This window comes from Roseovarius conchicola (assembly GCF_041403425.1).
GTDB classification, from domain to species: Bacteria; Pseudomonadota; Alphaproteobacteria; order Rhodobacterales; family Rhodobacteraceae; genus Roseovarius; species Roseovarius conchicola.
In genome coordinates, this window is the sequence record NZ_JBGEHK010000001.1 from 170775 (window position 1) to 196958 (window position 26184).

General features: G+C 60.1%; 21 protein-coding genes, 1 pseudogene and 1 riboswitch. Of the genes and pseudogenes, 14 read left to right on the top strand and 8 right to left on the bottom strand.

Annotation, left to right across the window (positions count from 1 at the left end; genetic code table 11):
• Positions 1–242 precede the first annotated feature (242 nt).
• From V6N02_RS00785 to trmB, 9 genes are all read left to right on the top strand, one after another.
• Positions 243–743: an OmpA family protein gene (locus tag V6N02_RS00785; protein WP_371224554.1), complete on the top strand. Its 501-nt coding sequence runs from the start codon at positions 243–245 to the stop codon at positions 741–743.
• Between the two features lie 17 nt (positions 744–760).
• Positions 761–1069, top strand: coding sequence for a hypothetical protein (locus V6N02_RS00790; protein WP_371223316.1), 309 nt, complete (start codon positions 761–763; stop codon positions 1067–1069).
• Positions 1070–1235: 166 nt separating this feature from the next.
• The gene (locus V6N02_RS00795) at positions 1236–2234 is read left to right on the top strand and encodes a PhoH family protein (RefSeq protein WP_371223318.1); all 999 of its coding nucleotides are present in this window, start codon (positions 1236–1238) and stop codon (positions 2232–2234) included.
• A gap of 330 nt (positions 2235–2564) precedes the next feature.
• Positions 2565–3050: an rRNA maturation RNase YbeY gene (ybeY, locus tag V6N02_RS00800; protein ID WP_371223320.1), complete on the top strand. Its 486-nt coding sequence runs from the start codon at positions 2565–2567 to the stop codon at positions 3048–3050.
• Positions 3051–3089: 39 nt separating this feature from the next.
• Complete coding sequence (locus tag V6N02_RS00805; RefSeq protein ID WP_371223323.1) at positions 3090–4001, top strand: transporter associated domain-containing protein; 912 nt, start codon at positions 3090–3092, stop codon at positions 3999–4001.
• The gene (gene lnt / locus V6N02_RS00810) at positions 3998–5509 is read left to right on the top strand and encodes an apolipoprotein N-acyltransferase (protein ID WP_371223325.1); all 1512 of its coding nucleotides are present in this window, start codon (positions 3998–4000) and stop codon (positions 5507–5509) included. The genes V6N02_RS00805 and lnt overlap by 4 nt, the downstream gene beginning before the upstream one ends.
• Positions 5510–5551: 42 nt before the next feature.
• Positions 5552–5599, top strand: a riboswitch (SAM-SAH riboswitch).
• Positions 5600–5603: 4 nt separating this feature from the next.
• Complete coding sequence (metK, locus tag V6N02_RS00815) at positions 5604–6779, top strand: methionine adenosyltransferase (protein WP_371223327.1); 1176 nt, start codon at positions 5604–5606, stop codon at positions 6777–6779.
• 335 nt (positions 6780–7114) lie between these two features.
• Positions 7115–8812, top strand: coding sequence for a pilus assembly protein TadG-related protein (locus V6N02_RS00820; protein ID WP_371223329.1), 1698 nt, complete (start codon positions 7115–7117; stop codon positions 8810–8812).
• Between the two features lie 482 nt (positions 8813–9294).
• Positions 9295–10008 (top strand): tRNA (guanosine(46)-N7)-methyltransferase TrmB, encoded by a 714-nt coding sequence (trmB, locus tag V6N02_RS00825; protein ID WP_371223331.1) that lies wholly within the window; start codon positions 9295–9297, stop codon positions 10006–10008.
• Position 10009: 1 nt separating this feature from the next.
• Here trmB and argE read toward each other — a convergent pair whose 3' ends face one another.
• Positions 10010–11167 (bottom strand): acetylornithine deacetylase, encoded by a 1158-nt coding sequence (gene argE, locus V6N02_RS00830; protein WP_371223333.1) that lies wholly within the window; start codon positions 11165–11167, stop codon positions 10010–10012.
• 302 nt (positions 11168–11469) lie between these two features.
• On the opposite strand from argE, the gene V6N02_RS00835 reads away from it, so the two are divergent.
• The 4 genes from V6N02_RS00835 to V6N02_RS00850 all read left to right on the top strand — a co-directional run bounded on the left by V6N02_RS00835 (position 11470) and on the right by V6N02_RS00850 (position 19507).
• Complete coding sequence (locus V6N02_RS00835) at positions 11470–14688, top strand: Ig-like domain-containing protein (RefSeq protein ID WP_371223336.1); 3219 nt, start codon at positions 11470–11472, stop codon at positions 14686–14688.
• Positions 14689–14767: 79 nt separating this feature from the next.
• Positions 14768–16093: a TolC family protein gene (locus V6N02_RS00840; protein WP_371223338.1), complete on the top strand. Its 1326-nt coding sequence runs from the start codon at positions 14768–14770 to the stop codon at positions 16091–16093.
• Positions 16090–18318 carry an ATP-binding cassette domain-containing protein gene (locus tag V6N02_RS00845; protein WP_371223340.1) on the top strand — a complete coding sequence of 743 codons (2229 nt, stop codon included), beginning with the start codon at positions 16090–16092 and terminating at the stop codon, positions 18316–18318. Before V6N02_RS00840 ends, V6N02_RS00845 begins: the two co-directional genes overlap by 4 nt.
• Position 18319: 1 nt before the next feature.
• Entirely contained in the window at positions 18320–19507 is a 1188-nt protein-coding gene (locus tag V6N02_RS00850) for an HlyD family type I secretion periplasmic adaptor subunit (RefSeq protein WP_371223342.1), read from the top strand.
• A gap of 75 nt (positions 19508–19582) precedes the next feature.
• Here the strand turns inward: V6N02_RS00850 and dtd are convergent, their stop codons facing one another.
• Positions 19583–20020 carry a D-aminoacyl-tRNA deacylase gene (gene dtd / locus V6N02_RS00855; RefSeq protein WP_371223344.1) on the bottom strand — a complete coding sequence of 146 codons (438 nt, stop codon included), beginning with the start codon at positions 20018–20020 and terminating at the stop codon, positions 19583–19585.
• Between the two features lie 115 nt (positions 20021–20135).
• Here dtd and V6N02_RS00860 point away from each other — a divergent pair, with 115 nt between their 5' ends.
• The gene (locus V6N02_RS00860) at positions 20136–20552 is read left to right on the top strand and encodes an Hsp20/alpha crystallin family protein (RefSeq protein WP_371223346.1); all 417 of its coding nucleotides are present in this window, start codon (positions 20136–20138) and stop codon (positions 20550–20552) included.
• A gap of 5 nt (positions 20553–20557) precedes the next feature.
• Here the strand turns inward: V6N02_RS00860 and V6N02_RS00865 are convergent.
• From V6N02_RS00865 to V6N02_RS00890, 6 genes and pseudogenes are all read right to left on the bottom strand, one after another.
• A pseudogene (locus V6N02_RS00865) lies at positions 20558–21232 on the bottom strand (nitroreductase).
• Positions 21232–22347, bottom strand: a complete 1116-nt coding sequence (locus V6N02_RS00870; protein ID WP_371223348.1) for a TFIIB-type zinc finger domain-containing protein — start codon at positions 22345–22347, stop codon at positions 21232–21234. The pseudogene V6N02_RS00865 and the gene V6N02_RS00870 overlap by 1 nt, the downstream one beginning before the upstream one ends.
• A gap of 39 nt (positions 22348–22386) precedes the next feature.
• Positions 22387–22866 carry a protein tyrosine phosphatase family protein gene (locus V6N02_RS00875; RefSeq protein WP_371223350.1) on the bottom strand — a complete coding sequence of 160 codons (480 nt, stop codon included), beginning with the start codon at positions 22864–22866 and terminating at the stop codon, positions 22387–22389.
• A 21-nt stretch (positions 22867–22887) separates the two neighbouring features.
• Positions 22888–23991 carry an SPFH domain-containing protein gene (locus V6N02_RS00880; protein ID WP_371223352.1) on the bottom strand — a complete coding sequence of 368 codons (1104 nt, stop codon included), beginning with the start codon at positions 23989–23991 and terminating at the stop codon, positions 22888–22890.
• Positions 23992–24011: 20 nt separating this feature from the next.
• Positions 24012–24974 (bottom strand): DUF2927 domain-containing protein, encoded by a 963-nt coding sequence (locus V6N02_RS00885; protein ID WP_371223354.1) that lies wholly within the window; start codon positions 24972–24974, stop codon positions 24012–24014.
• 8 nt (positions 24975–24982) lie between these two features.
• Positions 24983–26182 (bottom strand): toxic anion resistance protein, encoded by a 1200-nt coding sequence (locus tag V6N02_RS00890; RefSeq protein ID WP_371223356.1) that lies wholly within the window; start codon positions 26180–26182, stop codon positions 24983–24985.
• Positions 26183–26184: the final 2 nt, after the last annotated feature.

Here is a 26184-nt window from a genome sequence, read left to right on the forward strand (position 1 = left end):
GAATTAGGGCAATATTGTGGCAGCCTATGCATTGTTTCGCAATCAGACACAATATCTTGTCAATACTGCTTCACATCGTGACCAAACTTGGTAAGGTCACGGGGTAATTGTGTAGTCGGGTGGCTGGATTTTGGGGGCTGCCTTCCGGGGGAATTTAAGTGAGAAGGACGAGGGCTGTGACGAAACATAGGTCTTTGACGGGTCTCGGCGTGTTTGGCACTGTTGCTGTTGCCGCGTTGGGCATGATGATATCGGCGGGCGCTGCACAAGCGCAAAGCGCCAGCGGAGAACAATATATACCAACCATCTGGGTCGATCCGGACGGGTGTGAGCACTGGGTGATGGATGACGGCGTCGAGGGCTATATGACGCCCCACACCAACCGTCAGGGGATTCCGGTGTGCCGCCGCGGAGATGTCTGTGGTGTGATGAACTCGGATCAGCTGTTTGCGACAGACAGCGCGCGGATCAACGCGGCCGGAAAACAGCGCCTGATGCAGTTCTTCCAGCAGGCAGGTGCCACGTCCTACATCATCACCGGCCATACCGACAGCCGCGCCTCGGATCAGTACAACATGAACCTGTCCCTGCGCCGTGCCAACTCGGTCGCCCGCGTGGCACAGTCCAGTGGCGCCCGCATCGCGGATATTCGTGGCTATGGTGAACGGATGCCGGTCGCGTCCAACGGGACGGCTGCAGGTATGCAGAAAAACCGTCGCGTCGAAATCATCTGCATTCGCTGAAGCTAAGGAGCGTGAACATGAAATTTGGTAAAACGATCCTGGCCCTTTCCGCTGCCGTCGCCGTCTCTGCCTGCTCGACTGCGGGCCCTGACAAATCGGTCGATCGCAATCTTTTCGACAAGAAGCACCTCAGCCAGTTGAAAGCCGGTGTCTGGATTGATCCCAATGGCTGTGACCACTGGATCATCGACGACGGTGTCGAAGGCTATCTGTCGGCACGGCTTGATAAATATGGCAAGCCGGTCTGCTCGGGCACGGCACCTCCGACCACCGTAACAGGTGATTTTAAAGGTGGTTCCACGTCGATCATCGGCGATCCGATCTGATCCGATTGCGCTTTGTACAAACATACCAGCCGCGGGTCACTGGCCCGCGGCTGTTTTCGTGTCAGATTCATGAAAATGAACGCACCCCCCTTGCACCTGCCTGCGCCACTGGGCACGGTTGTCTCAGAACTTCTCAAAAACGGAGACAGGATTGGTCACCAACGTGATGCCACCCCCCACCGGCTCTGACATGCTTCAGGAACGGGTTATCGAGTTTCCGGACAACCGGCTGTTGATTGATTTATGCGGCGAGTTTGATCGCAACCTGGCCGAGATTGAACAAAAACTGAGCGTTCAGATCATGCGCCGGGGCAACCAACTGGCCGTGGTCGGTGAGGAAGCGGCACAGACCGAGGCGGTCGAGGTGCTTGAGGCACTGTATCAACGGCTGGAATCCGGCAAGCCGGTCGAACATGCCGATGTGGACCGCGAATTGCGCATGGGCGGCTCGGATGAAGACACCGGCGCGCGCGACGGCGATCAGCTTGAGATGTTCAAGGGCGGCAAGATCGAGATCAAGACCCGCAAGAAACTGGTCGAACCGCGCACAGATGCGCAAAAAGCCTATGTATCCTCGCTGTTTAACAATGAACTGGCCTTTGGCATCGGCCCGGCAGGGACGGGTAAGACCTATCTGGCCGTGGCCGTGGGCGTCAGCATGTTCATCGAAGGCCATGTGGATCGTATTATCCTCAGCCGCCCGGCGGTCGAGGCGGGCGAGAAGCTGGGCTATCTGCCCGGCGACATGAAGGACAAGGTCGATCCCTACATGCAGCCGCTTTACGACGCGCTGAACGATTTCCTGCCCTCCAAGCAGGTCACCAAGCTGATCGAGGAAAAACGCATCGAAATCGCTCCGCTGGCCTTCATGCGGGGGCGCACCTTGGCCAATGCTTTTGTCGTGCTGGACGAAGCCCAGAACGCCACCTCGATGCAGATGAAGATGTTCCTCACCCGTCTGGGCGAGGGCAGCCGCATGGTGATCACGGGCGACCGCACCCAGATCGACCTGCCACGCGGCGTGCAATCGGGCCTGCGCGATGCCGAACGGCTGTTGCAGTCGATCCCGTCGATCAGCTTCAACTACTTCACCTCCAAGGACGTCGTGCGCCACCCGCTGGTCGCCGCGATCATCGAGGCCTATGACGCCGACGATCCGAAATAGCGCGCAAGCCCGGTGAGATGTCCGTTAAACGGGACGTAGCGGACGTTCGCCATGCACCAGCCGCCGGAGGCCAACGTCAGCCCCTGGGGTGGCGACCCACCATTTGCTTTGAGGCACTTTATAGTCGCAAAGCACATCCACAGAATGAAAGCAGCGCCTGCGTCAGATAAATCGCCAGCCCAAGGGAGGGGCTGACGATGGCCGGGCCGCTGCGCGGCTGTTAACCGGCTGGGCGTGCAGCCGTGACGAACGCTTCGGGCGCAAAGCGAACGTCCCGTCCAAGTGACCGGCACCACTTCCCCCCTCTCCATCGCTGCGCTAAGGGAGGCCATGACCACAGAAACCCTGATCGACGACGACCGCTGGCAGGCAATAGACCTGCCCACCCTGGCCGAACGCGCGGCCACGGCCACATTGCGCCATCTCAATCTCACCCCGTCCGAATGGGACATCACCTTCCTCGCCTGCGATGACGCCCGGATTGCTACGCTCAACGCCGAATTCCGGGGCAAGCCGACGCCGACCAACGTGCTGTCATGGCCCTCGGCCGAGCGTGGGGCCACACAGCCGGGCGCGCGCCCCGTGCCGCCCAAGGGGGATGATCCCGAACTGGGCGATATCGCCATTGCCTATGACACCTGCGCGAAAGAGGCCGCCGAGGCCGGCAAAGCTTTGCCCGATCACGCCACTCACCTGCTTGTGCATGGCATTCTGCACCTCTTGGGCTATGACCATATCCGTGACCAAGATGCCACTTTGATGGAGGCAACCGAGGTCGAGATACTTGGCAAACTGGGTCTTCCTGACCCATATTAGGTTTTTAGGGGCGGTGGCCCCGGATTTTTGGACAGGGTAATGGGCGACAGTACCGACGGATCCTCTAGTGCAGCGCAAAGCGCGCAGCCAACGAGGCAAGACAACAGTGACACTGGTGAAGAGCAGGGCAGCTTCCTGAGCCGTATTTTTGGCGCGTTTGGCTCTGGCGACGACGACACCCCAACCGAGACGCCGCTGACCGAACATGTCGCGGGCAATGGCAAGACGCAAACCCATGGCATGGGCAATCTGGCCCGTATGGTCGTGGAAGATGTCTCGATACCCAAAGCCGATATCGTGGCCGTGCCGTCGGATATCTCCAAGGCCGACCTGGTCAAGGTGTTTCGCGACAGCGGCAAGACCCGCCTTCCGGTCTATGAGGGCACGCTGGATAGTCCCATCGGCATCGCCCACCTCAAGGATTTCGCCCTTAAGCACGGGTTCAACGGCACAGGTGGGCGGTTCTCGCTGAAAAACATGCTGCGCCCGCTGTTGTTCGTGCCGCCCTCCATGTCCATCGGCGTGCTGCTGCAAAAAATGCAAAGCGACCGGCGGCATATGGCGCTGGTGATTGACGAATATGGCGGTGTCGATGGGCTGCTGACCATCGAAGACGTGGTCGAAACCGTCGTGGGTGAGATCGAAGACGAACATGACGTGGACGAGGGGCATTTCTGGACGCAGGAGAAGCCCGGCTGTTACATCGCGATGGCCAAGACCCCCCTGAAGGATTTCGAGGCGGCGATTGGCCTGTCTCTGACCGACGATGACGAGGTCGATGAAGAAGAAATCGACACGCTGGGCGGTCTGGTCTTCGTACTGCTGGGCCGGGTGCCGGTGCGCGGTGAGGTGGTGGAACATCCCGGCGGCACCGAGATCGAGGTGCTCGAGGCCGATCCGCGCCGGATCAAGCGCCTGCGCGTGCGTCTGCCCGGTTTCACCAAGACATGACCGGGGTCTCCCCCCCGGTTCGGATCATCGAGAACATCGCAGCGGCCCGCGCCCGCACCCTGGGCCTTGCCGCCGTTGGCATCGGCGGGATTGCTGCGCTGGGGCAGGCACCTTTGGGGTGGTGGCCGCTGAGCCTGCTGGCCTTCGCCGCCGCGTTCGGGCTGTTGCAGGCCAGCACGGGTGAGCGCCGCGCCGCGTGGCTCGGCTGGGCCTTTGGCACCGGCTATTTCATTGTCGCTCTGCATTGGATCGTCGAGCCATTCTTGGTCGATGCCCCTCGTTATGGGTGGATGGCACCCTTCGCCCTGCTGTTCTTGGGCGGCGGCCTGGCGCTGTTCTGGTTGGCGGGGTTTGCACTGGCCCGGTGGGCGGGCCGCTCAGGCGTCGGTTTCGTGGCGTCTCTGACTCTGGTGGAAGCCGCAAGGGGCGTGGTGTTTACCGGCTTCCCATGGGCACAACCGGGCCATATCTGGATCGGGACAGGCATGATGCAATGGGCCGCTTTTGCAGGCGCATTGGGCTTATGCGTGATCACCTTCACCCTGGCCATCGGCGTCTGGCAACTCGCGACCCGGCGCTGGCTGTCGGGGGGGGGCCTCGTGGCTGCAGGCGTGGCCGGGTTCTTCGCAGGCGGTGCGCTTGCCCCCTTGGCTCCGATCCCTGAGGACGCGCCCACCATCCGCCTGATCCAACCCAATGCGGCCCAGCACGAGAAATGGGATCCCGAAATGATCCCGGTCTTCTTCCAGCGCCAGATCGACTACAGCGCCGCCCTGCCGCGCCCCGACCTTGTTGTGTGGCCCGAAACCGCCATCCCGGCGCTGCTCAACAACGCCAAGCCGACGCTGGAAAGCATTGCACAGGCCGCAGGCGGTGTGCCGGTGGTTCTGGGTGCGCAGCGTCTTGAGGGGCTCAGGCTTTACAACTCGCTGGTGCTGACCGACCCGCAGGGCCAGATCGAGGCGCTTTATGACAAACATCATCTCGTACCATTCGGCGAATACCTGCCCTTCGGAAACTACCTCAAACGCTTTGGCCTGCGCGGCTTGGCGGCCGAGGATGGCAATGGCTATACCGCAGGCCCCGGCGCCGAGATCATCGACGTCGCGGCCTTGGGCAAGGCCCTCCCGCTGATCTGTTATGAAGGGGTGTTCCCCTATGATGTGGCCTCGGCCCCCGAGCGGGCCGACTTCATGCTCCTGATCACCAATGATGCGTGGTTCGGCCAGCTTTCCGGCCCCTATCAGCACTTCGCGCAAGCCCGCCTGCGCAGCGTGGAACAGGGCCTGCCGATGATCCGGGTGGCCAATACCGGCATCTCGGCGATGATCGACGGGCAAGGCCATGTGCGCGCCGCATTACCGCTGGGCGAGGCCGGGTATCTCGATGCCCGGCTGCCGCCTCCCTTGCCACCCACCCTCTATGCACGCACCGGCGATGGGCCGATCCTGATCCTGCTGCTTCTGGGGCTTGGTGGCGCGATTGCTACGGCCCGCCGCCGGGCCTGACTTTGCGATTGACGCGCGGCTTTGCCGGGCGTACCCATCCTCAACCCGTCACAACGGCTTCCTGACGTGACGGTGACATTTAATGGAGCACTTCATGGCACGTAATAACTACACTTTCACCTCGGAATCCGTCTCCGAGGGGCACCCGGATAAGGTCTGTGACCGCATTTCCGATGCCGTCCTCGATGCCTTCCTGGCCGAAGACCCGCTGGCGCGTGTCGCCGCCGAAACCTTCGCCACCACCAACCGCGTTGTCATCGGTGGTGAAGTTGGCCTGACCGATCAGGACAAGCTGCACGAATTCATGGATCACATCGATGATATCGCCCGCGCCTGCATCAAGGATATCGGCTACACCCAGGAAAAATTCCACTGGCAACACTGTGAAGTGACCAACCTTCTGCACGAACAATCCGCCCATATCGCCCAGGGCGTCACCGGCGAACGTGGCGATGAAGGGGCAGGGGATCAGGGCATCATGTTCGGCTATGCCACGACCGAAACCGACGCGCTGATGCCCGCCCCGATCCAGTACAGTCACGCCATCCTGCGCCGCCTCGCCGAGGTCCGCAAATCCGGTGCCGAGCCTGCACTGGGCCCGGATGCCAAATCACAGCTCTCGGTGATCTATGAGGGCGCGAAACCCGTCGGCGTCAGCTCCATTGTGCTCTCCACCCAGCACCTTGAGAAAATGACCTCCGACGATGTGCGCGCGCTGGTCGAACCCTACATTCGCGAGGTCCTGCCCGAGGGCTGGATTTCCCCCGACACCGAATGGCACGTCAACCCGACCGGTGAATTCATGATCGGCGGCCCCGATGGCGACGCAGGGCTGACCGGGCGCAAGATCATCGTCGACACCTATGGTGGTGCAGCCCCTCATGGCGGCGGCGCGTTCTCGGGCAAAGACCCCACCAAGGTGGACCGCTCAGCCGCCTACGCCGCGCGCTATCTGGCGAAGAACGTGGTCGCCGCCGGCATGGCCGAGCGTTGCACCATTCAGCTCTCCTACGCCATCGGCGTTGCCAAACCGCTGTCGATCTACGCCGACACCCACGGCACCGGCGAGGTCGCCCCGGCGGATATCGAAAAGGCCGTGGCCGCCTCGATGGATCTCACCCCCCGCGGCATCCGCGAGCATCTGCAGCTCAACAGGCCGATCTACCAGCGCACCGCAGCCTACGGCCATTTCGGTCGCGAGCCGTCGGCCGATGGCGGCTTCAGCTGGGAAAAAACCGATCTGGCGGATGCACTGAAAAAAGCCGTCTGATCCCCCCATAAGAACATGCCCAAAGCCCTGCCTCACCGGCGGGGCTTTTTTATTGGGATACGCTCAAAAGTCGGCACACCGGCAAGCGGAAACCAGACACTTTGAATGTGGTGAATCACTTCGTGTTCAAACTGTGGCGGCGAATCTGGTCAACACGTGAGATTGTCAACGAATCCAAACCAATACAACCTAAACCCCTGGGATAGTTCCCGGTTTGGAAACTTTATCGTTAATTATTAGTTAGTTATGCCACATTTTGGCCTTAAATAAGTACCTAAATTGACACGAACGAAAGTGCTTGTTTTGGACGCGGCTGCGTCCAGCTAGGGGATGACATGGCGCAACTGCTCAAATCAAAACTGCAATGGATGGCCCGATTGGGGCGGCCTACATGCACAGCCCATGCCAGGGCGTTCCGCGATCAGGAAGACGGGGGCATGGCGATCATTGCTTTCTTTACCTTCCTCCTGATGCTGACCATGGGCGGTATCAGCATCGACCTGATGCGCCACGAAATGGAGCGGACCGAGATACAGACAGTGCTGGACGGCGCTGTGCTGGCCGGGGCCGGTGCTCCAGCCGGTGCCACCGATGAAGAAATCAAAACCATCGTCGAGGACTTCTTTGTCAAAAGCGGCAAGGGCGATTACCTGAACGATTTGAGCGATGACGATATTATCGCGACACTCAACTCGCGCCGGGTAAGGGCGACGGCCGATGTCACACTCAACACCTACCTGATGAAACTGATGGGCGTGAATACACTGACAGCCGCCGGTGGTGCGACCGCCGAAGTGCGTACACCCAAGCTGGAAGTATCTCTGGTCCTTGACGTGTCAGGCTCAATGTCCGGTGCCAAACTGGCCAATCTGAAAGTCGCAGCCAAGGAATTCGTAACCACGCTTATTACGACATCCGACCCGGGCGCCACAGTGATTTCAATTGTTCCGTTCAGCTGGACAACATCGCCGGGCCAACCGATCTACAATGCGATGATCGGCAACATTGATGACACGCATGACTTTTCAAACTGCCTCCGGTTCGAGGCTGCTGACTATCAGCAATCCTACATTGATCCGATCCTCGATCCGTTGGCTGGCCCAAAGTATCAGCAACAGATTTACACGTCTGTCTATGGCGGGTTTGATAATTTCCACAGCTCGGGCTGGAGATCGTGCTTCCGCGACGATTATGCCGAGATCATGGCCTTTTCGATGAGTGAACAGGCGCTGCATGATCGCATTGATCTGCTGAGTGCCGGTGGCAATACGTCCGGCCATATCGGCATGAAATGGGGCGCTGCCCTGCTGGACCCGACGTTCCAGCCAGTGGCGACGTCGCTGATTGCCCAGGGTGTTGTGGATGCATCACTAACAAATGTCCCTGCGCTTTACACCGAGCCGGACACGAAAAAGATCATCGTGATGATGGGGGACGGTGCGAATACCTCGTCCTACTATTTCGACCAGAACGGACCGTATCGTGGCCCCAATTCGGACCTCTACGAGCTTGTGTCACAGGATATGGCGCTCGATAATGGATCATATGTTCCCTCGGGTCCCGCAGAAACCCTGTTCTATCTGCGCGACGATGAGAACTATTACTCGATTGACGAAGACATCTGGCTGAACCAAGCCGAGTTCGACGCCCGAGTGAACGCAGGTGATGGAAATCCCTTGTTGGAGGTCACTGACAGACGCCTCGATTGGGAAGAGGCCTGGGGCTATATGACCCCGGAATACTACGGGGATATTACGGGCGACTACGGTCCCTGGAACGACTATGTCGGGTCAGAAGCCGAGAGTGGGTCGATCAAGAATACCCATATGAGCAACATCTGCACATCCACCAAGGGCCAGGGCGTGACAGTCTACACAATCGGCTTTGAAGTCCCTGAGAACGGCACTGCCGAAACCAAGCTGCGCAATTGCGCAAGTTCGACCCTGAACTATTACGCCGCTTCTGGTGTGAACATCTCGGACGCCTTTGGATCTATCGCATCCAACCTGCAAAGCTTGCGGCTCACCCAGTGACCCAAGCGTTGCCTTCCTTGGGATTGATCGCGCACCGCCCGGAAATGTCATGAATGACAAAACATCATTCTAAGGATTTTTGAGTGATCGCTTGGTCCCGACAACCCGCCAGCAAGACTTGTCAGAGTTTGCCTCCACATTGAAGCTCCGCTCTGGCGGGCCGTAGCACAGCTTTAGGGGCGGGGCGTTCAATGGCTGGAGGACATTGGCGCTCTTGAATGGACGTTCAGCCTTGCCCGCAGAGCGACCGCGGGCGGTGACTAGCCCGAAGGCGTTTGGGTGCGGTCTTGGGATGCAGATTTGCGATAGGGCGAAAATCCGTAGTCAGGCCGTGGCGCCCTCGTCGAAAACGCGGCGGTATCGGGACCGCACAAATGTACAAATTGGGTTTTCGCCGCTCAAAACTTACCCCAAATTGTGCAAAACCCGGTTTCGCAGCTTTCCCATTGATCCCCCCGCTGGTTCCGGTCCATAGAGCGCGCATGAGCGACAAAACCCATCCCTCCGGCGCCCCCTGGCGCAATTTCTATGGCCGTTACAAGGGCAAGCATCTGCGCGCCTCGCAAGAGGCGTATCTGGAAGAAGACCTCGCGCAATACGCCCCCGGCGCCGTCGATTGGGACGTGAACCCCGAGCGCAATCCTATTGATTTACAAAAGCTTTTCCCGGATCGCGATATCTGGCTTGAGATCGGTTTCGGGGGCGGCGAACACATGGTCTACCAGGCCGCGCAGAACACCGATATCGGGATTATCGGCTGTGAGCCCTACATCAACGGCGTCGCGATGCTGCTGGGCAAACTGCGCCAGGCCGAGGTGCAGAACATCGCCATCCATCCTGGCGATGTGCGTGATTTATTTGATGTTTTACCCGACCAAAGCATCTCGAAGGCCTTTCTTTTATACCCTGATCCATGGCCCAAAAAGCGCCATCACCGCCGCCGGTTCGTAACGCCCGAACATCTTGAACCCTTGGCGAAAGTGCTAAAACCGGGGGCGATTTTCCGGGTCGCGACCGACATCCCGGACTATGTGCGCCAAACACTGGAAATGGTTCCAAAACATGGGTTTGAATGGCTTTGTGAAGGTCCTTCCGACTGGCGCCAGCCATGGGATGACTGGATTTCTACACGCTACGAACAGAAAGCCCTCCGCGAAGGCCGCACCCCGCACTACCTCACGTTTCGCCGTCTTTGACTTATAGCTTCTGCGCCAGCCGCTCCAGCATCTCAAGGCATTGGCGTAACTGCGAAATCTCGACATGTTCATCCGCCTTATGCGCCTGCTCGATCGAGCCGGGGCCGCAAATCACGGCGGACAACCCATAGTCCTGAAAAATCCCGGCCTCGGTGCCAAAGGCAACAACATCCGCTCCGTTGGCCCCGGTCAGTTCCATCAGGATATCCTTGGCTTCACTTTCACTTGCAGGTGTAAGCCCCTGAATCTCTCCAATAACTTCGGTTTCAATCCCGGCCTCAGGATGCACCGCACGCATGGCGGGCAGCAGGACGTCCTCGCAGTATCGCTGCAGCTCACCCTTCACAAAATCCGCATCCGTGGCTTGCACCGGGCGCATTTCCCAATCCAATTGGGCTGCGCTGGCGATGACATTATGAGCCACGCCCCCATGCAAGGCACCTGTGCTGATCGTGGTCCATGGTGGTTCGAACCGGCTGTCGGCGGGGGCACGGGCGCGCAGATCGTCCTTCAGTTCCAGCAGGCGATTGATGTAGCGCGCGGCATATTCAACTGCGTTCACCCCGTGATCGGGGGATGAGCCGTGCCCGGCAAGGCCATGAAAATGCGTGGAATATTCGTAACACCCTTTGTGCCCTTCGATGATGCGCATTGATGTCGGTTCGCCAATAATGGCCACGCCGGGTTGGATGTCTCGCGCGCGCAGGCTGTCGATCAGATCACGTGCGCCGAAACAGCCGGTTTCTTCGTCATAGGTAAAGGCGAAATGCAGCGGGCGATCCCGCACCACCGCTGCATAGGTTGGCGCCATCGCCACCGCGGCAGCGATAAACCCCTTCATGTCACAGCTTCCGCGCCCGTAAAGCCGATTTTCACGCTCCGCCATTTCAAAAGGATCACTTGACCAGACCTGATCGACCACCGGCACCACATCGCTGTGGCCTGACAGGACAATGCCACCATCGGCATCGGGGCCCAGCGTGGCAAAAAGATTGGCCTTGGCCCCGGTGCTGTCGTGAAAAAGATCCACCCGCGCGCCGCTTTCCTCAAGCCGGTTGGCGAGGTGGGATATCATCTCGAGATTGCTGTCGGTCGAGACCGTGGGGTAGGCAATCAGCTCGCCCAGAAGGGAAACAGTGTCGTCCAGATATGAGGCCATCGAGGAGCCTTTCGCACGCGTTGAATTCGGTCAAGACTGAGCGTCAATCTCCCTTAGGTCAAGCCCAGAGAAAGGCGCGGCGATCCCCTGCCTGTTGCAAAAAAGACTCGGATTATCCGGTGCTTGAAGGGTGAAACTACATGTAAATGGGATTTGCACCCCAAATTTGCGCATCGGCGGCGCATTTTGTGATTTCTGAAAAAAAATATCTAGCCGTAGTGGTCAAAACCGCGTATCCGTGAAGCATAAATCAACAAAAGGCACCGCGCAAAGTGGTGTCACTGAGGTAGAGTGGTGGTGTTATGAAAGCGATCGATTTCGTTGTCCGTACAAGTGCGGGCAGTTCGCAAGTGAGTTCAGTTCCGGCAGACAAGAATGTCCATGTTATAGACGCCGGCGTAAATCAGGAAATCTCCCTAAATCTGAGGCAGTCCGATATCCGGTCTTACAACCGGGAAGGCAGCAATCTTGAAATCGTGCTGGCCGATGGGCGCGTGATCATCCTCGATGGATTTTTCGGAGCAGACGGTGTCGCCGAGAGCAGGCTTTTCATCAGCGCCGATGGGTATCTGAACGAGGTGACATTGGTCGAGGCCAGCGATGGCGCGGTCTATGCGCAATACGGCCCGACCGAACAGTGGGGCAAATGGAGCCCGGCAGAAGATCTGATTTTCCTTGATGGTACCGATGTCGCCGTTGCCAATGGGGCAGAAGAAGATGTCAGCATGCTGGGCGCAGGCATTTTGGGCGGCAGCGGATTGCTGGGTGCACTTGGTGTTGGGGCCGCAGGGGTTGGCGTTGCCACGGTGCTTGATGACGATGAAGATGGCGATGGTGGCGGAACGCCGAACACCCCGATCGAGCCGACGATCAATGAACCCGGCCCGATTGTTATCGGTGGTGATGATGTCGATCCGACCACGGAAACTCTGACCATCACCGGTACAGCCGAGCCTGACTCGGTTGTCGTGGTCACGATTGGCGATGAAACCGTCGAAACGACCTCGGATGAGGATGGTAATTGGGAGACCAGCTTTACAGGCGAAACCTTCCCGACAGATGGCGAATACACCGTCACGGCCGTGGTTACCGAACCTGATGGCACCGAGACCAATCTGACCGGCCCCGAAATCATCATTGATACTGTTGGCCCGGACACATCGGTGACCGAAGGCACGGTTTCGGTTGATGAAATCATCAATGCCGAAGAATACGATGCTGGCATTCAAGTGTCAGGCACAGGCGAAGTCGGAGCCTCGGTTGTCGTGACCATCGAAGGCGTCAGCCATGAAACCACCGTGGGCGACAACGGCACCTGGTCTGTAACCTATGCGGGGGGCGAATTGCCCATTGGCGAGTATACAACCGGCGTCACCGTGGTCTCCACCGACAGCTATGGCAATACAACTACGGTCACCGATCAGATGCAGATCGACACGATCCCCCATGATCTGGCGATCAACACCAGCACGATTGAAACCGACGGTGTGATCAACTTCGTCGAGAACTCGGACGGGTTTGCCATAACCGGCACCTCCGAACCGGGCGCCACGGTTACCGTGGAAATCCAAGGGGTCTCGCAGCAGGTCGTTGTGGGGCAGGACGGCACATGGACAGCTCAATTCGCAGCCGGCACCCTGCCGGGCGGTGAATATGACGCCACCATTACCGCGACCACTGTCGATGCCGCTGGCAACCCCAGCAGCACGACTGGCACGGTGCAGGTAGACACCCAGGTGCAGAATTTCACCATGCAGGGTGAGACAGGCGGTGCCGATGGCGTGATCAATGCCGCCGAAGCCCAGGGCGGCTTTAGCGTCAGCGGCACGACCGAACCCGGCTCGACCGTTGTTCTTGAGATGAACGGGCAAACCGTGAATGCGGTTGTGGGTGCCGATGGCAGCTGGACCGCGAATTTCACCGGCGCCCAGATTCAGCAGGGCACCTATACAGCCACGATGACCGCCACAACGACCGATCCGGCGGGCAATGTCGAAACCCTCAGCCAATCGGTGTCGGTGGATACCGATGCAGGCAGCCTGACTCTGAACGCAGGCGCAATCGGCGGGGACGGCACCATTAACGAGGCCGAGGCCGCCGCGGGTGTGGCTGTCACCGGCACCGCCGATCCCAATGCTATCGTCATTGTCACGCTGGATGGTGTCAGCCACACCACGCAGGCAAATGGCGCAGGTTTCTGGACCACCACCTACACCAATGCCGAGATCACGCCGGGTACGCATACCCCGGCCGTGACGGCCATGACCACCGACGCGGCGGGCAACAGCATCGACGTCAGCGGCACGGTGAATGTGGATACCGAGGTGCTGAACCTGGCCACCAATCCTTATGATGTGGCCACGGCGACGGATGGGTCCGACGTGATCAACAATGACGTGGCCGGGGCGGGCTTCCAGATCACCGGCACGGTTGAACAAGGCTCGACCGTCAGTGTCACTTTGGACGGCGTGACCCATCAGGCCAGCGTCGATGCAAATGGCAACTGGACCGCTGATTTTGCAGCGGGCGAGATTTCAGGCGGCGAGCGGACCGGCAATCTGGTGGTCAATGTCACCGACCCGGCGGGCAATACCGAAACCCTGACCGACACGATCGAAATCGACACCTTCATCAACGAATTGTCCTTGGATGGCCCGATTGAAGGGGACAACGTGATCAACGCCGCCGAGGCCGCCGATGGCGTGCAGGTGGCCGGGCAGGTTGAGGCCGGATCGAGTGTCACGGTGGCGGTGTTTGGCAAGACCTACAACGCCACAGTGGACGGGGCTGGCAACTGGTCCGTCGATATCCCTGCCGGTGATATTCCGGTGGGTGAGTCAACAGACGAGATGATCATCCACGCCACGGATGCCGCGGGCAATTCGACCGCGCTGAATGCCGGGTCGCTGAGTGAGCAACTGACCGTTGATCTGGTCGCTCCCGACAGCCCGGACGTGGTTGGTGCGTTCCGTGAATCCACCGGCGGGTATCGCAATGTCACGACCGACAGCACCGATGACGCCGTGTCGATCCATCAGGTCGACGGCAGCGGCAATGCCACCGAACTGGACGTTCATGCGATGAACAACGCCTTCCTGGGAGAAACCAACTATTTCTTCCTTGATGCGTCAGGCAACGCGGAACCGATACCGGATGGATCCGAACTGGTGGTTACCCACACGGATGATGCCGGAAACGCCTCAAGTACCTATGTGGTGCTGGATGAAACCGCGACAACAGCGGTGGACGTGGGCAGCATCAGCCTGACCGGGTTCAACATTGACGAGATCGACCTGCGTCTGGGCGATCAGCGCGAGTTGACCATCACGGAACAGCAACTGCGGGATCTGTCTGAGAACGGCGACCAGCTTCTGGTGCGGGGGGGATCGGACGATACGGTTACGATCACCGGGGCCAGCGCCTCGGGCACGACCAGTATCGAAGGTGAGGTCTTCAACGTCTACACCTTAGGGGATGGGGCCACGGTTGTGGTCGATGACGAGATCAACGTCGTCGTCTAAAAAATACCGGCTGCGCGGTTGGGTACCTCGCCGCGCAGCCTGACGTTTTATAAAAAGCTACCGTTCAAGGGGCGTGTGTATGGGGCAGAGGGTAACAACGAAAGGGGCGCTTGTCGTGTGTGTGGCAAGCCTGACCCTTGGTGGGTGCATAGGCACCGGCGAGGGCGGAGGAGAGGTGTCCAGGTTTCTGGCCAAATCCCCCGACGCAGCGGCCTCGGCCGAGGCCACAGCGCGGCAGAAAGAGGCCGCGAATTCACAGATCATCACGGCCCTTCAGGCCCGCCGCTCGGTTCTTCCAGTAGGCAGCGCCTTTGACCGCGTGGCCCAGCCGGTGCTGGCGGCCAATTCCCGCGCCGCCGAGGCCGATTTGCAATCCGCCCGTCTACGGGCGAAAGCGGCCTCCAAAAACTGGCTACCCCAGATCGGCCCCCGGATCAGCCTGAGCAGCCTCAGCGATGTTGTTACCCAGATTCTGGTGGAACAGGTGCTGTTTGATAACGGCCGCAAAAAGGCCGAGCGCGCCTTTGCCGCCGCCGATGTCGAAGCGGCCGCCGTCCTTCTGGCCGATGACACCAATCAACGGGTTCTGACTGCCCTTGGCCTGTACCTTGCTGCCGCCGAGGCCCGGGAACGGGTCGCGCTTGAAGGGCGGACGCTAAAGGACATGCAGCATTTTGAGTGGATCATGAACGAACGCGTCGAAGGGGGCGTGTCGGATATGTCCGATCTTAACATCATCCGCTCAAAATTGGCCGAGATCCGCGCCACCCTTGCCGCGCAGCAAGAGGCCGCATCGACCGCATTGGCCGAGCTGAACGCCATGTCGGTCGAGCCACTGAACATGGTCGACGGCCTGACCGATATCCAGATCAGCGCCGATGCAGCACAGCCCTTGGATGTCATGCTGGCTGAGGCCGAAATGACCCGCGACATTGCCGAGGCCAAGATCGCGCGCGCGGGCTTTCTGCCCGGCGTCAAGGCCAGCGGCGCGTTGGGCGACGATGGGTCGGGCCTTGGCGTGAACGTGGGCACCGATGAATTGTTGGGTCTGGGCACCGGTTCCAGCATCAAGGCGATTGAAGCCGAGAAAGAGGCGGCCAGCCGCCGCGTGGCCCAAACCCAGGAAGACACGGACCGGCAGTTGCGTCGCCTTGAGCAGCGCCATAGCGCGCTGGCCCGGCAGGTGGGCGAGGCAAACACTTTGACCGCGCAAGCCAAGGCCAATCTGGACCTGTTCCAGCAGCAATATGATGGGGGTCAGCGGCAGGTGATGGATGTGGTTGGCGTCTATGAAACCTTTGCCGCCCGCCAGACCGCTGCGGTGGGGCTGAAATATGAACTCGCTCTGACCCGGCTTGAAATGGCACAGGTGCTTGGCCTCCTTGCAGATGGGAGCCAGATTTGAGCAAACCGCCCATCACATTCAAGGTGACAGGCGGCACGACCGGCGCATTGCGCGCGGTTTCCAATGCAGATGCGCCGCCCCCGGCAGCGGCCGAAAAGCCCAAAACCCGTTTTGGCGAACGCGCCGAGGCCCGTGCTGAGCTGGGCGCAACCTTTGCCTCGATCCTCGGGGTCGAAATACTGGCCCGCGATATTCTGGAACCGATGGTGGCCAGTGATGGCGCAGGCGATCAACCGCAACCACAGGCATTGGCCAACGGGCTGGCCGCGGTGGGCCTGCTGACCGAAGTGCAAAGCATTTCGCATTGTATGGGGCATGACTGGCCTGCGCTGGCGCAGATGACCAGCGGGCAATTCGTGCTGGTTCTCGAACAGGAGCGCGGCAGCCTGATCATCTATGATCAGACTTGCACGGACAATCGCGCGACCATCCCTCTGGATGAATTTGAACCCTATTTCACCGGCATCATCGTGCGCGCCGAGGCACCGTTGCAAAAGCTGGCCAAGGCTCATGCCGGCCCGGACACAAAACCACATTGGTTCTGGGGGCAGTTCGATCAGTTCCGCCGCCAGTTTGGCGAGATTGCTCTGGGCTCTTTCGTGGCCAACCTTCTGGCCGTGGCGGTCGCGCTGTTTTCCCTGCAGGTCTATGACCGCGTGATCCCGCATCAATCCGAAGCCACCCTGTGGGTGCTTGCCGCCGGGGCCTGTCTGGCCCTGATCATGGAGGCCGGTTTGAAACTGGCCCGCGCCCGACTGATGGACGGGGCCGGGCGGCAGATCGAGTTCAAGGTGCAGACCCTTTTGATGAACCGCATTCTTGGCATGCGCTCGGAAATGGCGGGCAAAGCGCCCAGCAACCTCTTTGCGGCGATGCGCGAATTCGGCTCGGTGCGTGAGTTTTTCACCGCCTCCACCATCGGCTCGCTGGCCGATATCCCGTTCATTTTCGTGTTTCTTGCCCTTGTGGCCTCGATCGCGGGCAATGTCGTCTGGGTGTTGATCCTGGGTGGCATCCTGATGGTGATCCCAGGCTTTCTTTTGCAAAAAAGGATGATCCGCCTGACGCAGGAAACCCAAGGCGCTTCGGCGCGGTCCTCGCGCCTGTTGCACGAGGCGATTTTTGAGCTTGATACGGTCAAAACCCAGCGCGCCGAAGATCGCATTCGCCGCGCATGGAGCGAGCTGAACACCCTTTCAGCGATGAAATCCTCCGAGCAACGCCAACTCGCCTCGGTCCTCACCTTCTGGAGCCAGGGCGTGCAGCAGGCCACCTATGTGGCGGCGGTGATCATGGGCACCTATCTGGTCTTTGCCGGGGAATTCACCGTCGGCTCGATCATCGCCGTGGGCATCCTGACCAGCCGTACGCTGGCCCCGCTGACGCAATTGGCGGGCACGATGGCGCGCTGGGGGAATGTGAAATCTGCGCTGGATGGGCTGGACAGCATTGCCGAGGCCCCGCAGGACGCCGCCGAGGATCGCAGCTATCTGCGCCGTGAACGCCTTGAGGGCGGGTATGAGCTGCGCGAGGTGCAGTTTGGGTATTCGGATGAAGGCGCGCCGACGCTGGATGTGCCTGCGCTGAGCATCCAGCCCGGTCAGAAGATTGCGGTGCTGGGCACCAACGGGTCGGGCAAATCGACCTTCCTGAAAATCCTGTCGGGGCTTTATGCGCCCACCAAGGGCCGTATCCTGATCGATGGCACGGATATGGGCCAGATCGAACCGCGCGACCTGCGCCGGATGATCGGCTATCTGGGGCAGGATGTGCGCCTGTTCACAGGGACATTGCGCGAGAACCTGAACCTGACCTTGCTGGAACGCAATGATGATCGCCTGATGCAGGCGCTGGATTTTGCCGGGTTGGGCCAGTTCGTGAAAAACCACCCTAAGGGGCTGGATCTGGAGATCCTCGATGGCGGGCAGGGGTTGTCGCAAGGACAGCGCCAATCCATCGGCTGGGCGCGGCTGTGGCTGCAGGACCCCAAGATATGCCTGCTGGACGAACCCACCGCGGCGTTGGATCAGACGCTGGAAAGCACGCTGGTCAGTCGTCTGGAAAAATGGCTGGACGGGCGCACCGCGATGATTGCAACCCACCGCGTGCCGATCCTGTCCCTGACCAGCCGCACGCTGATCTTGCAATCGGGCCGCATGGCCGTGGATGGCCCGCGCGACAAGGTGTTGGCGCATCTGGCGCAGGCCGGGAAGGGAGGATCATAAGATGGCTGTGGGCACCACCAATCTGAACGCGCAACTGCATGCGCGCCTGCGCGGTCCCAGCCTGACCATCTGGATGTGCACGGCAACGGTGTTCCTGTTTCTTCTCTGGGCGGCCTTTGCCTGGGTTGATGAGATCGTGCGCGCCAACGGGTCGTTCATTTCCTCGTCGCGCCCGCAGATCATCCAGAACCTTGAAGGCGGCATCCTGACCGAGCTGATGGTGCAGGAGGGGGATATCGTTGAACGGGGCACCACGCTGGCCCGTCTGCATGGCACACAGTTCAAATCCTCGGTCGAAGATCTGCGCGATCAGATAAACGCCCATGAAATCCGCCGGTTGCGGCTTGAGGCCGAACTGGCTGGCCAGTTCGATTTCACCATTCCCGTCGATTTGGCCGCGCGCAGCCCCGAGATCATCGCCTCGGAAAAGACGCTGCTGCGCGCGCGGCAGGCCGATTACGTCAAGCGCACCGAAGGGGCCAAACAGGTTCTGGACCAGGCCGCCGAGGAACGTCGCCTGCTGGAAAATCTGCTTGAGAAAAAGATCGTCGCGAAGATCGAAGTGACCCGCGCCCGCAAGGCCGATGCCGATGCGCGCAAACGCTATGACGAGATTGTCACCCAGACCGAGCTTGAGCGCGCGCAGGAATACTCCGACACGCTGAAGGAACTGGCGACGCTGAAGCAGAACCTGAAAGGGTCACAGGATCAGTTGAACCGCACCGTTCTGGTCAGCCCGATGCGGGGCATCGTCAACAACCTATCCGTCACCACAATCGGTGGCGTTGTGCGCCCCGGTGAAGAGATCCTTGAGATCATTCCGTTGGATGAAGAGCTGTTTGTCGAGGCCCGCGTGGCCCCCGAACACATCGCCAATATCCGTCACGGGCAGGAAGCAACGATCAAACTCACCGCTTATGATTACACGATTTACGGGTCGCTCAAGGGGGTGGTGGATTTCATATCCGCCGACACGTTTGAGGATGAACGTGCCCGCGATCCCGATGGCGATCCGCATTACAAAGTAACGCTGAAAGTGGATATGAGCAACCTGACCCCACGCCAGGAACGGGTGGAAATCCGCCCCGGCATGCAGGCGCAGGTCGAGTTGCACACAGGCGAGAAAACCGTGCTGCAATATCTGCTGAAGCCGCTTTACAAAAGTCAGGAAGCGTTCCGCGAACCCTAAGCGGGGTTAAAGAAAAATCGTGCGAGTTTTCTATGCCTTCGGCGTGAGTATTTTGGGCAAGATGAAGGTGGGGCGCTAACTTTCCATCCAGATCGTTACCGGGCCGTCATTGGTCAGGCTGACGGCCATATCAGCGCCAAACTGACCGGTCTGAACCGGAACGTTTTCCTCGCGCAGACGATGGGCGAAATAGAGATACAGCCGCTTGCCTTCATCCGGTGCTGCGGCGGTGGAGAAACCGGGGCGATTGCCGCGCGAGGTGTCGGCGGCCAGGGTGAACTGGCTGACCACCAGGGCCGAGGCGCCGATATCCACGACCGAGCGGTTCATCTTGCCCGCCTCGTCCTTGAAAATGCGCAGCTTAGCGATCTTGGTGGCCAGTCGTTCGGCGTCTTCATCGACGTCGCCCTGCATGGCGCAAACCAGGATCAAAAGGCCTGGGCCGGTCTCGCCAACGACATTGTTGTCCACGCTGACCGACGCGTGACTGACTCTTTGCAAAACGGCACGCATAGAACCCCCCTGATTTTACCAGACCACCGGAATTCTGCCATGACCGGCGTCAATGTGCGACCCCTTCACATCCGGCAGGCTAGGTGCCCTTGTCAATGGAAAGGAGAAAGCTCTCATGGTTGAAAAATCACATACAGCAGGCCTGTGGCCGTCTTTCTACGAACCGTTTCGCAACTTCGGCAGTCGCGTCGCCGATTGGCTGGCCCCGGCCTCGGATGCCTCGGCGAATGACGCGGCCTACCGGATCTCGATAGAACTGCCGGGAGTCGAGGAGAAGGATATTGATGTGTCCGTCAACGAAGGGGTCGTGACGGTCAAAGGCGAGAAATCCAGCCAACGGGAAGAAAAGGGCGAGACATGGTTCTTTTCGGAACGCCAGTTCGGATCGTTCAGCCGGTCATTTCGGCTGCCGGCCGATGCCCAGGGGGACAAGATTGAGGGCCATCTTAAGGATGGCGTTCTGATGCTGTCAGTGCCACGCCGGACACCCGAGGTCCCTGAGGCGACGAAGGTGAAGATCACCAAGGGCTGAGGGGCTTAGCCGCGCGGGTCAAATATGTCCCCAAGCTCGGCCCGCGCGGTACGGAATGCATTGGCCGGGTGTGTGGCATCGGCATAGCCAAACGAGATGGCGCAGAGGATCAGGCGATCCTCGGACAGGTTGAAATGCCTGCGAATGAGGTCCGGATAGGCCGCGACCGAAGCTTGCGCGATGGAGCCTACCCCAAGGGCAGTCGCGGCAAGCATGAAGGCCGTGACGAACACGCCGCAATCCATCGCGCCGTATGGCCCAAGTTCAGCCCCGGAATGGATGATGGCCACATGCGGGGCATCGAAGAACTCGAAATTGCGCATGCTCTGCTTGGCGCGCGCCGCGTGATCGTCACGGGCAATGCCCACCGCTTCGTAAAGCTGATAGCCGCAGATGCGCCGCCGTTCCTGATGCGCGCCGGTATAGCGTTCGGGCCAGGGTAGATCGGGGGCCGGGGCCGTGGTGTTCACGGCGTCCAGCAGCGCCGCGCTGAACCGTGCGGTCTCGTCGCCTTTTGTGACGGTCACTTTCCAGGGCTGTGCGTTGCATCAGGAGGGCGCGCGGCCAGCGGTTTGGATGACTTTCTGGATCGTTTCTTCCGGCACCGGATCGGGAAGAAAGGCGCGACAGGAGTACCGCGCGTTCAGCATTGTGCTGAGGGCCGGGAAGATGTCTGGCATCAACTCATTTCCCCCGTGGCATAAAGATAGCCGATACCGGCCGCGATGATCGCGACGATAATGACCGCAATGGCGATTTTGATGGCCGAATAGGGGCGTTCGCCCTGCACTCGTCCGGTGCGGCCGTTGACGACGAAACGATAGGTTTCGCCACGATACTTGTAGGCGGCCAGCCAAACCGGCAGCAGCACATGTTTGAAGGTCACATCGCTGATCTGGGTCTGAACATCGTGGATGCGCTGGCGGTCCCCGCCAATGTCGAACTTCACATCACGGCGAATGACCCGGTCCATATGGGCGCGCGCCTCCTGAAAGCCCTCGTCCAGTTCCACGGTGTAGCCTTCTGCGCGGAACCCGGCGAGGAATTCAGGATTATAGGGTTCCAGCTCGGATAAATCCCAGGGCTCCAGCGCATCGGTAAAGCGTTTGGGCAGGGATCGTGAGGCCAGCACCAGCACATCGTCAAACCACCGCGCGACGCGCCCCGTGACCCCACGCCAGCGGATTTTCTGCACCCGTTGATTGACCCGCTTGCCATTGCGCATGACCGAGCGGGTTTCATAGTAAACCGTGCCGCGCTCACCCGAATAGCTGGACTTCGTATCCGCATCGAAAGTCCAGTAAGGCACATAAATCCCCTGCATTTTCCGCCCTTTACGCGCGTATTCCTGCAGACCATTGGGGGCAAACCACAACCGGCCCAGCCAGGTGTTCATCGCTTGCCGTGCAGCACCTTCATCCAGCGCGAAGGGCAGCAGTGCCTTGGGTTTGATATGACGGTGCGTGCCGGTATCAGTGACCACGGGCGTGGCGCAGAACGGGCACTCGGCGGCATGGGTGGCGGCGTCAAACTCGACCTGCGCGGCGCAATTGGGGCAGTTCAGCACCCGGGTTTCTTCGATCTCCTGCTCGGGCAGTTGCTGCTGGATCGCCTGACGGAAATCCAGTTCCGAGATCGCACCTTTCCACGGGCCAACCTCGGCAATCTCCTCTGCGTTGCCGCAATGATCGCAGATCAGTTTGCCCGCTTCCGGGTCAAACCGAAAATCGGCCCCGCAATTGTCGCATGGAAAGCGGTGTTCTTCGAGCGGAGAGACGATGTCGGTTTCTGTCACGCGAGTGATCCTGTCGATGCGGCGGAAATCAGGCCCAGCTCAGTATTCATAGCCAGCGTACCGATTGGGCAAGGTCGCATCTGCCTGCCGCCCGATGAATGTTGCCCAGACCCCGCCGGGACGCCAGATACCTTCCATCAAGGCTTCGGCTGCGATGGTATCGCCGTGATGGTCGCGGGCGTATCGCAGCATGAAAGCCGAAACGCGGGCATTGTAGATGCAATGGACATGGACGCGGTCATCCGCATGGGCCTTCATTGCCTTGCAGAACGCCAGATAGTCCGCCTCGGTCGGAGCGTCGAAATCCACGGGAATATAGACGTACTCCATGCCCAGGTCCGTCACCGTGCCGGGCTCATCCTCCAACGCACCATCATTGTCATGGGGGCCGAGGTTGATGACGCAGGTCACGCCAGCCTGCGCCAATCGCGCCAGCTGTTCGGCGCTGGGTTGGCCTGAAAGGCTGACGCGGTCGCTGATTTGTCGCCAGTTCAATATGTCATTGAAATCCTGAGTCATTGTGGCAGTTGATCCAGCGTGTCAGGTGCCGGGTGGCGGGGGTGGCAGAATGGTGAACAATTGGGCCAGCTCTTGCACATCTCCGGCAGACATCCAGCCATCCTGCCCCGCAGTCCAGACATGGGTGTCGCGGGTCAGTTTGCCATCGGCTGCCATACGGCCAAGGGCGGCTTTTGAGTAAGGACCGTGTGTCTCGCCATTCTCGGCGATGTGCCAGACATGTTCGACCGGTGGCGGCGGCGCTGCGGCAGGGGCGCCGCCCCAAGGCCCTTGTTGCTGGGTCATCTGGTTGGCCATCGCCATGCCCATTCCCATGCCAAGGCCGGCACCCATACCGCCACCCCCGTTGGGGTTGGAGGCGGCCGAGGTCATCGCCTCGGCGGCGGAATACTGGGTGAATTTGCCCAGATCCCCGGCCAGCCCCATCGAGGTGCGCTTGTCCAGCGCCTCTTCAACTGCGGGCGGTAGGGATATGTTTTCAATGTAAAATTCCGGGATCATCAGGCCGTATTCCGCGACCACTTTGGAAATCTCGGCCGCCACCAGCTTGCCCAGATCGCCAGTGTTCGCGGCCATGTCCAGAACCGGAATGCCCGCACCCGCGATGATGCGGCTAAAGCTTTGCACGATGATGTTGCGGATCTGATAGCTGATCTCGTCCATGGTGAATTCGCCGTCGGTGCCGACGATTTCCGACAGGAAGCGCGCCGGGTCATTCACCCGCACCGAATAGGTGCCAAAGGCGCGAATGCGGGTCGGCCCGAACTCGGGGTCGCGCAGCATGATCGGGTTCTTGGTGCCCCATTTCAGATCGTTGAAGCGCGTGGTGTTGACGTAGTAGATCTCGGATTTGAAGGGGCTTTTGAATCCATGATCCCAATGCTGCAGGGTGGTCATGATCGGCATGTTGTTGGTCTCAAGCATGTAAAGACCGGGCGTGAACACATCCGCCAACTGCCCCTCGTGCACGAACACGGCGGCCTGACCTTCGCGCACGGTCAGCTTGGCGCCGTATTTGATCTCGTGGCCCTCGCGTTCAAACCGCCAGACCATGGTGTCACGGCTGTCATCCACCCAGTGGATCACGTCGATGAACTCACCACTCAGAAAATCGAAAATACCCATGGTTCAGGTCTCCTTTGACATCAGCTGGGGCCCATCCGCCCGGCCAGCAACTGCTGGACAATGGGGCGGGCCGCCTCGGCGCTCATGCCGGGGGTCAGGGCGGGGTTGTAAAGCAGGCGCAGCAGTTCCTCGTCATGCGAGGTCAGCAACGCGAATTCATCGTCATCGTTGAAGATCGAGGGGCGCGCACGCGGGCTGTCATTGGCCAGGCCAAGCCCCTGGGCCAGTTCTTCATGGATGCAGGCCTTGCGCGTCAGATCGGGGTGTTCGGCCCGGATCACGGCAATCGCGCGGTTATAGACATTGCCGTCGGCGCGCGCCGCGAAGGCGGCAACCACGCAATGGATCGAGCGGGGCAGGGTGCGGATCATCTGTAACGTGGCGGCATCCACGCCGGGTTCAATCTCGCGGATACGCTCAAGCAGGCGGGCGCGGTCATCCTCGCCCACGATCAGAACGTGGAAATTCGGGTTGGTCGGGTTGACGGAAATGGGATGGTTGGTGATCCGCGCCAGACGGTTGGCATATTGCGTTACCACGGTTGCATCGGGCTGGCGTTGGCCCTGCGGGACGGAGGCACCGAACTCTACCACCATGCGGACCGGCTTGGTCCATTTGCGCAGGCCCCCGGCGGGGCCGTCGGCGCGTTCAAAACCACCCGTCTGTCTGTATTCGTCGTAAAAGGCGATGCGTTCGAAATTCCGGGCCAGTTCGCGCACACCGTAAGGCGTGTCGACGCCACCTCCGTCTACCCGCAGCAGCCCGCGATTCAAGAGATCCGATTGCACACGGGCGTAATAGACCGCCAATTCCCGGCTTTTGGGCGACTGGGCTACGGGGGCAGGCATTGCGGCGGGTGCCGCCAGCCCTGCAGGGCGGGATTGGGGCTTGGCCGAACTTTGAGGTGGCAGGGCGTCGCAGGCGGTCAGGGCCAGCACAGCCAGCCCCGCTCCAATCCGTTTTGCCAGATGTGGCCCAGTCACTCTTGCACTCAGCTTGCCGAAGCGGCGGTGCCGACATTGTCGCCCACGCCATCCTTGCGCGCCTTGGCCGAGGCCAGCGTGTCGCGCAGCTCTTTTTCCATCTTCTTCAGCTCTTCCTCGGCAGCCGCACGGCGGGCCTTGCCCTCGTCGGCGATCTGCAGGCTTTCCTCGATGGTGCCGATCAGGTCGGCATTGGCCTGCTTGACGGCTTCGATATCGAACACGCCGCGTTCCATTTCCTCGCGGATCATCTTGTTGCTTTCGCGCAGGTTCTCGGCATTGGCGGTCAGCAGCTCGTTGGTCAGGTCATTGGCATCGCGCACTGCGGCAGCGGCCTGGGCCGAACGTTGAATGGTCACGGCCTGTGCCAATTGGGTTTCCCAGAGCGGGACGGTGTTGACGAGGGTCGAGTTGATCTTGGTGACCAGCGACTTGTCGTTTTCCTGCACCAGCCGGATCGAGGGCAGAGATTGCATGGTCACCTGGCGGGTCAGTTTCAGGTCATGCACCCGGCGTTCCAGATCGTCGCGCGCGGCGCGCAGATCTCGCAATTCCTGCGCTTTCATCACCTGGTCGCCCTCGGGCGCGGCCTGCACTTCGGCCTCTTTGGCAGGGATATCCTTGGTGTCGAGCACGTTCAGTTTCTCTTCGCCCGCCGCGATATAGAGCGCCAGCTCGTCATAGAACTGCAGTGTTTTCTCATAGAGCAGGTCCAGCGATTTGATGTCTTTCAGCAGCACATGCTCATGCCCCAGCAGGTCGTCGGTGATCTTGTCGATCTGGCCCTGAATGGTTTCGAACTTGGCGGTGAACTTGGCGAAGGGGGCTGCGCGTCCCAACAGCTTTTCCCACCATGTCCGTTCGCGGCGCACGTCCAGTTCGGAGACGGAGAAGCCCCGGATCGTGGTGACAATATTGCGTAAAGAATCGCCCGCAGGCCCAACATCCTTGTTGCGCACCCCTTGCAGCATGGATTGCGAAATCTCTTGCAACTCGGCCTGCGCGGCGGACCCGAACGAGACGATAGACTGCGTGTCACCCATGTCGATTTCGGCCATGCGCTTGGTGATCTCGGCCCCCACGGGCGCGTCGGCCTCAGCCAGTGGTACGATGGCATTGGCATCGACCGGCTCGGGCAGGATCGCGGCGCTGACCTCTTCGACTTCTGCAAGCGCAGCCTCGGCTTTTTGACGGATAGTGTCTGACATGG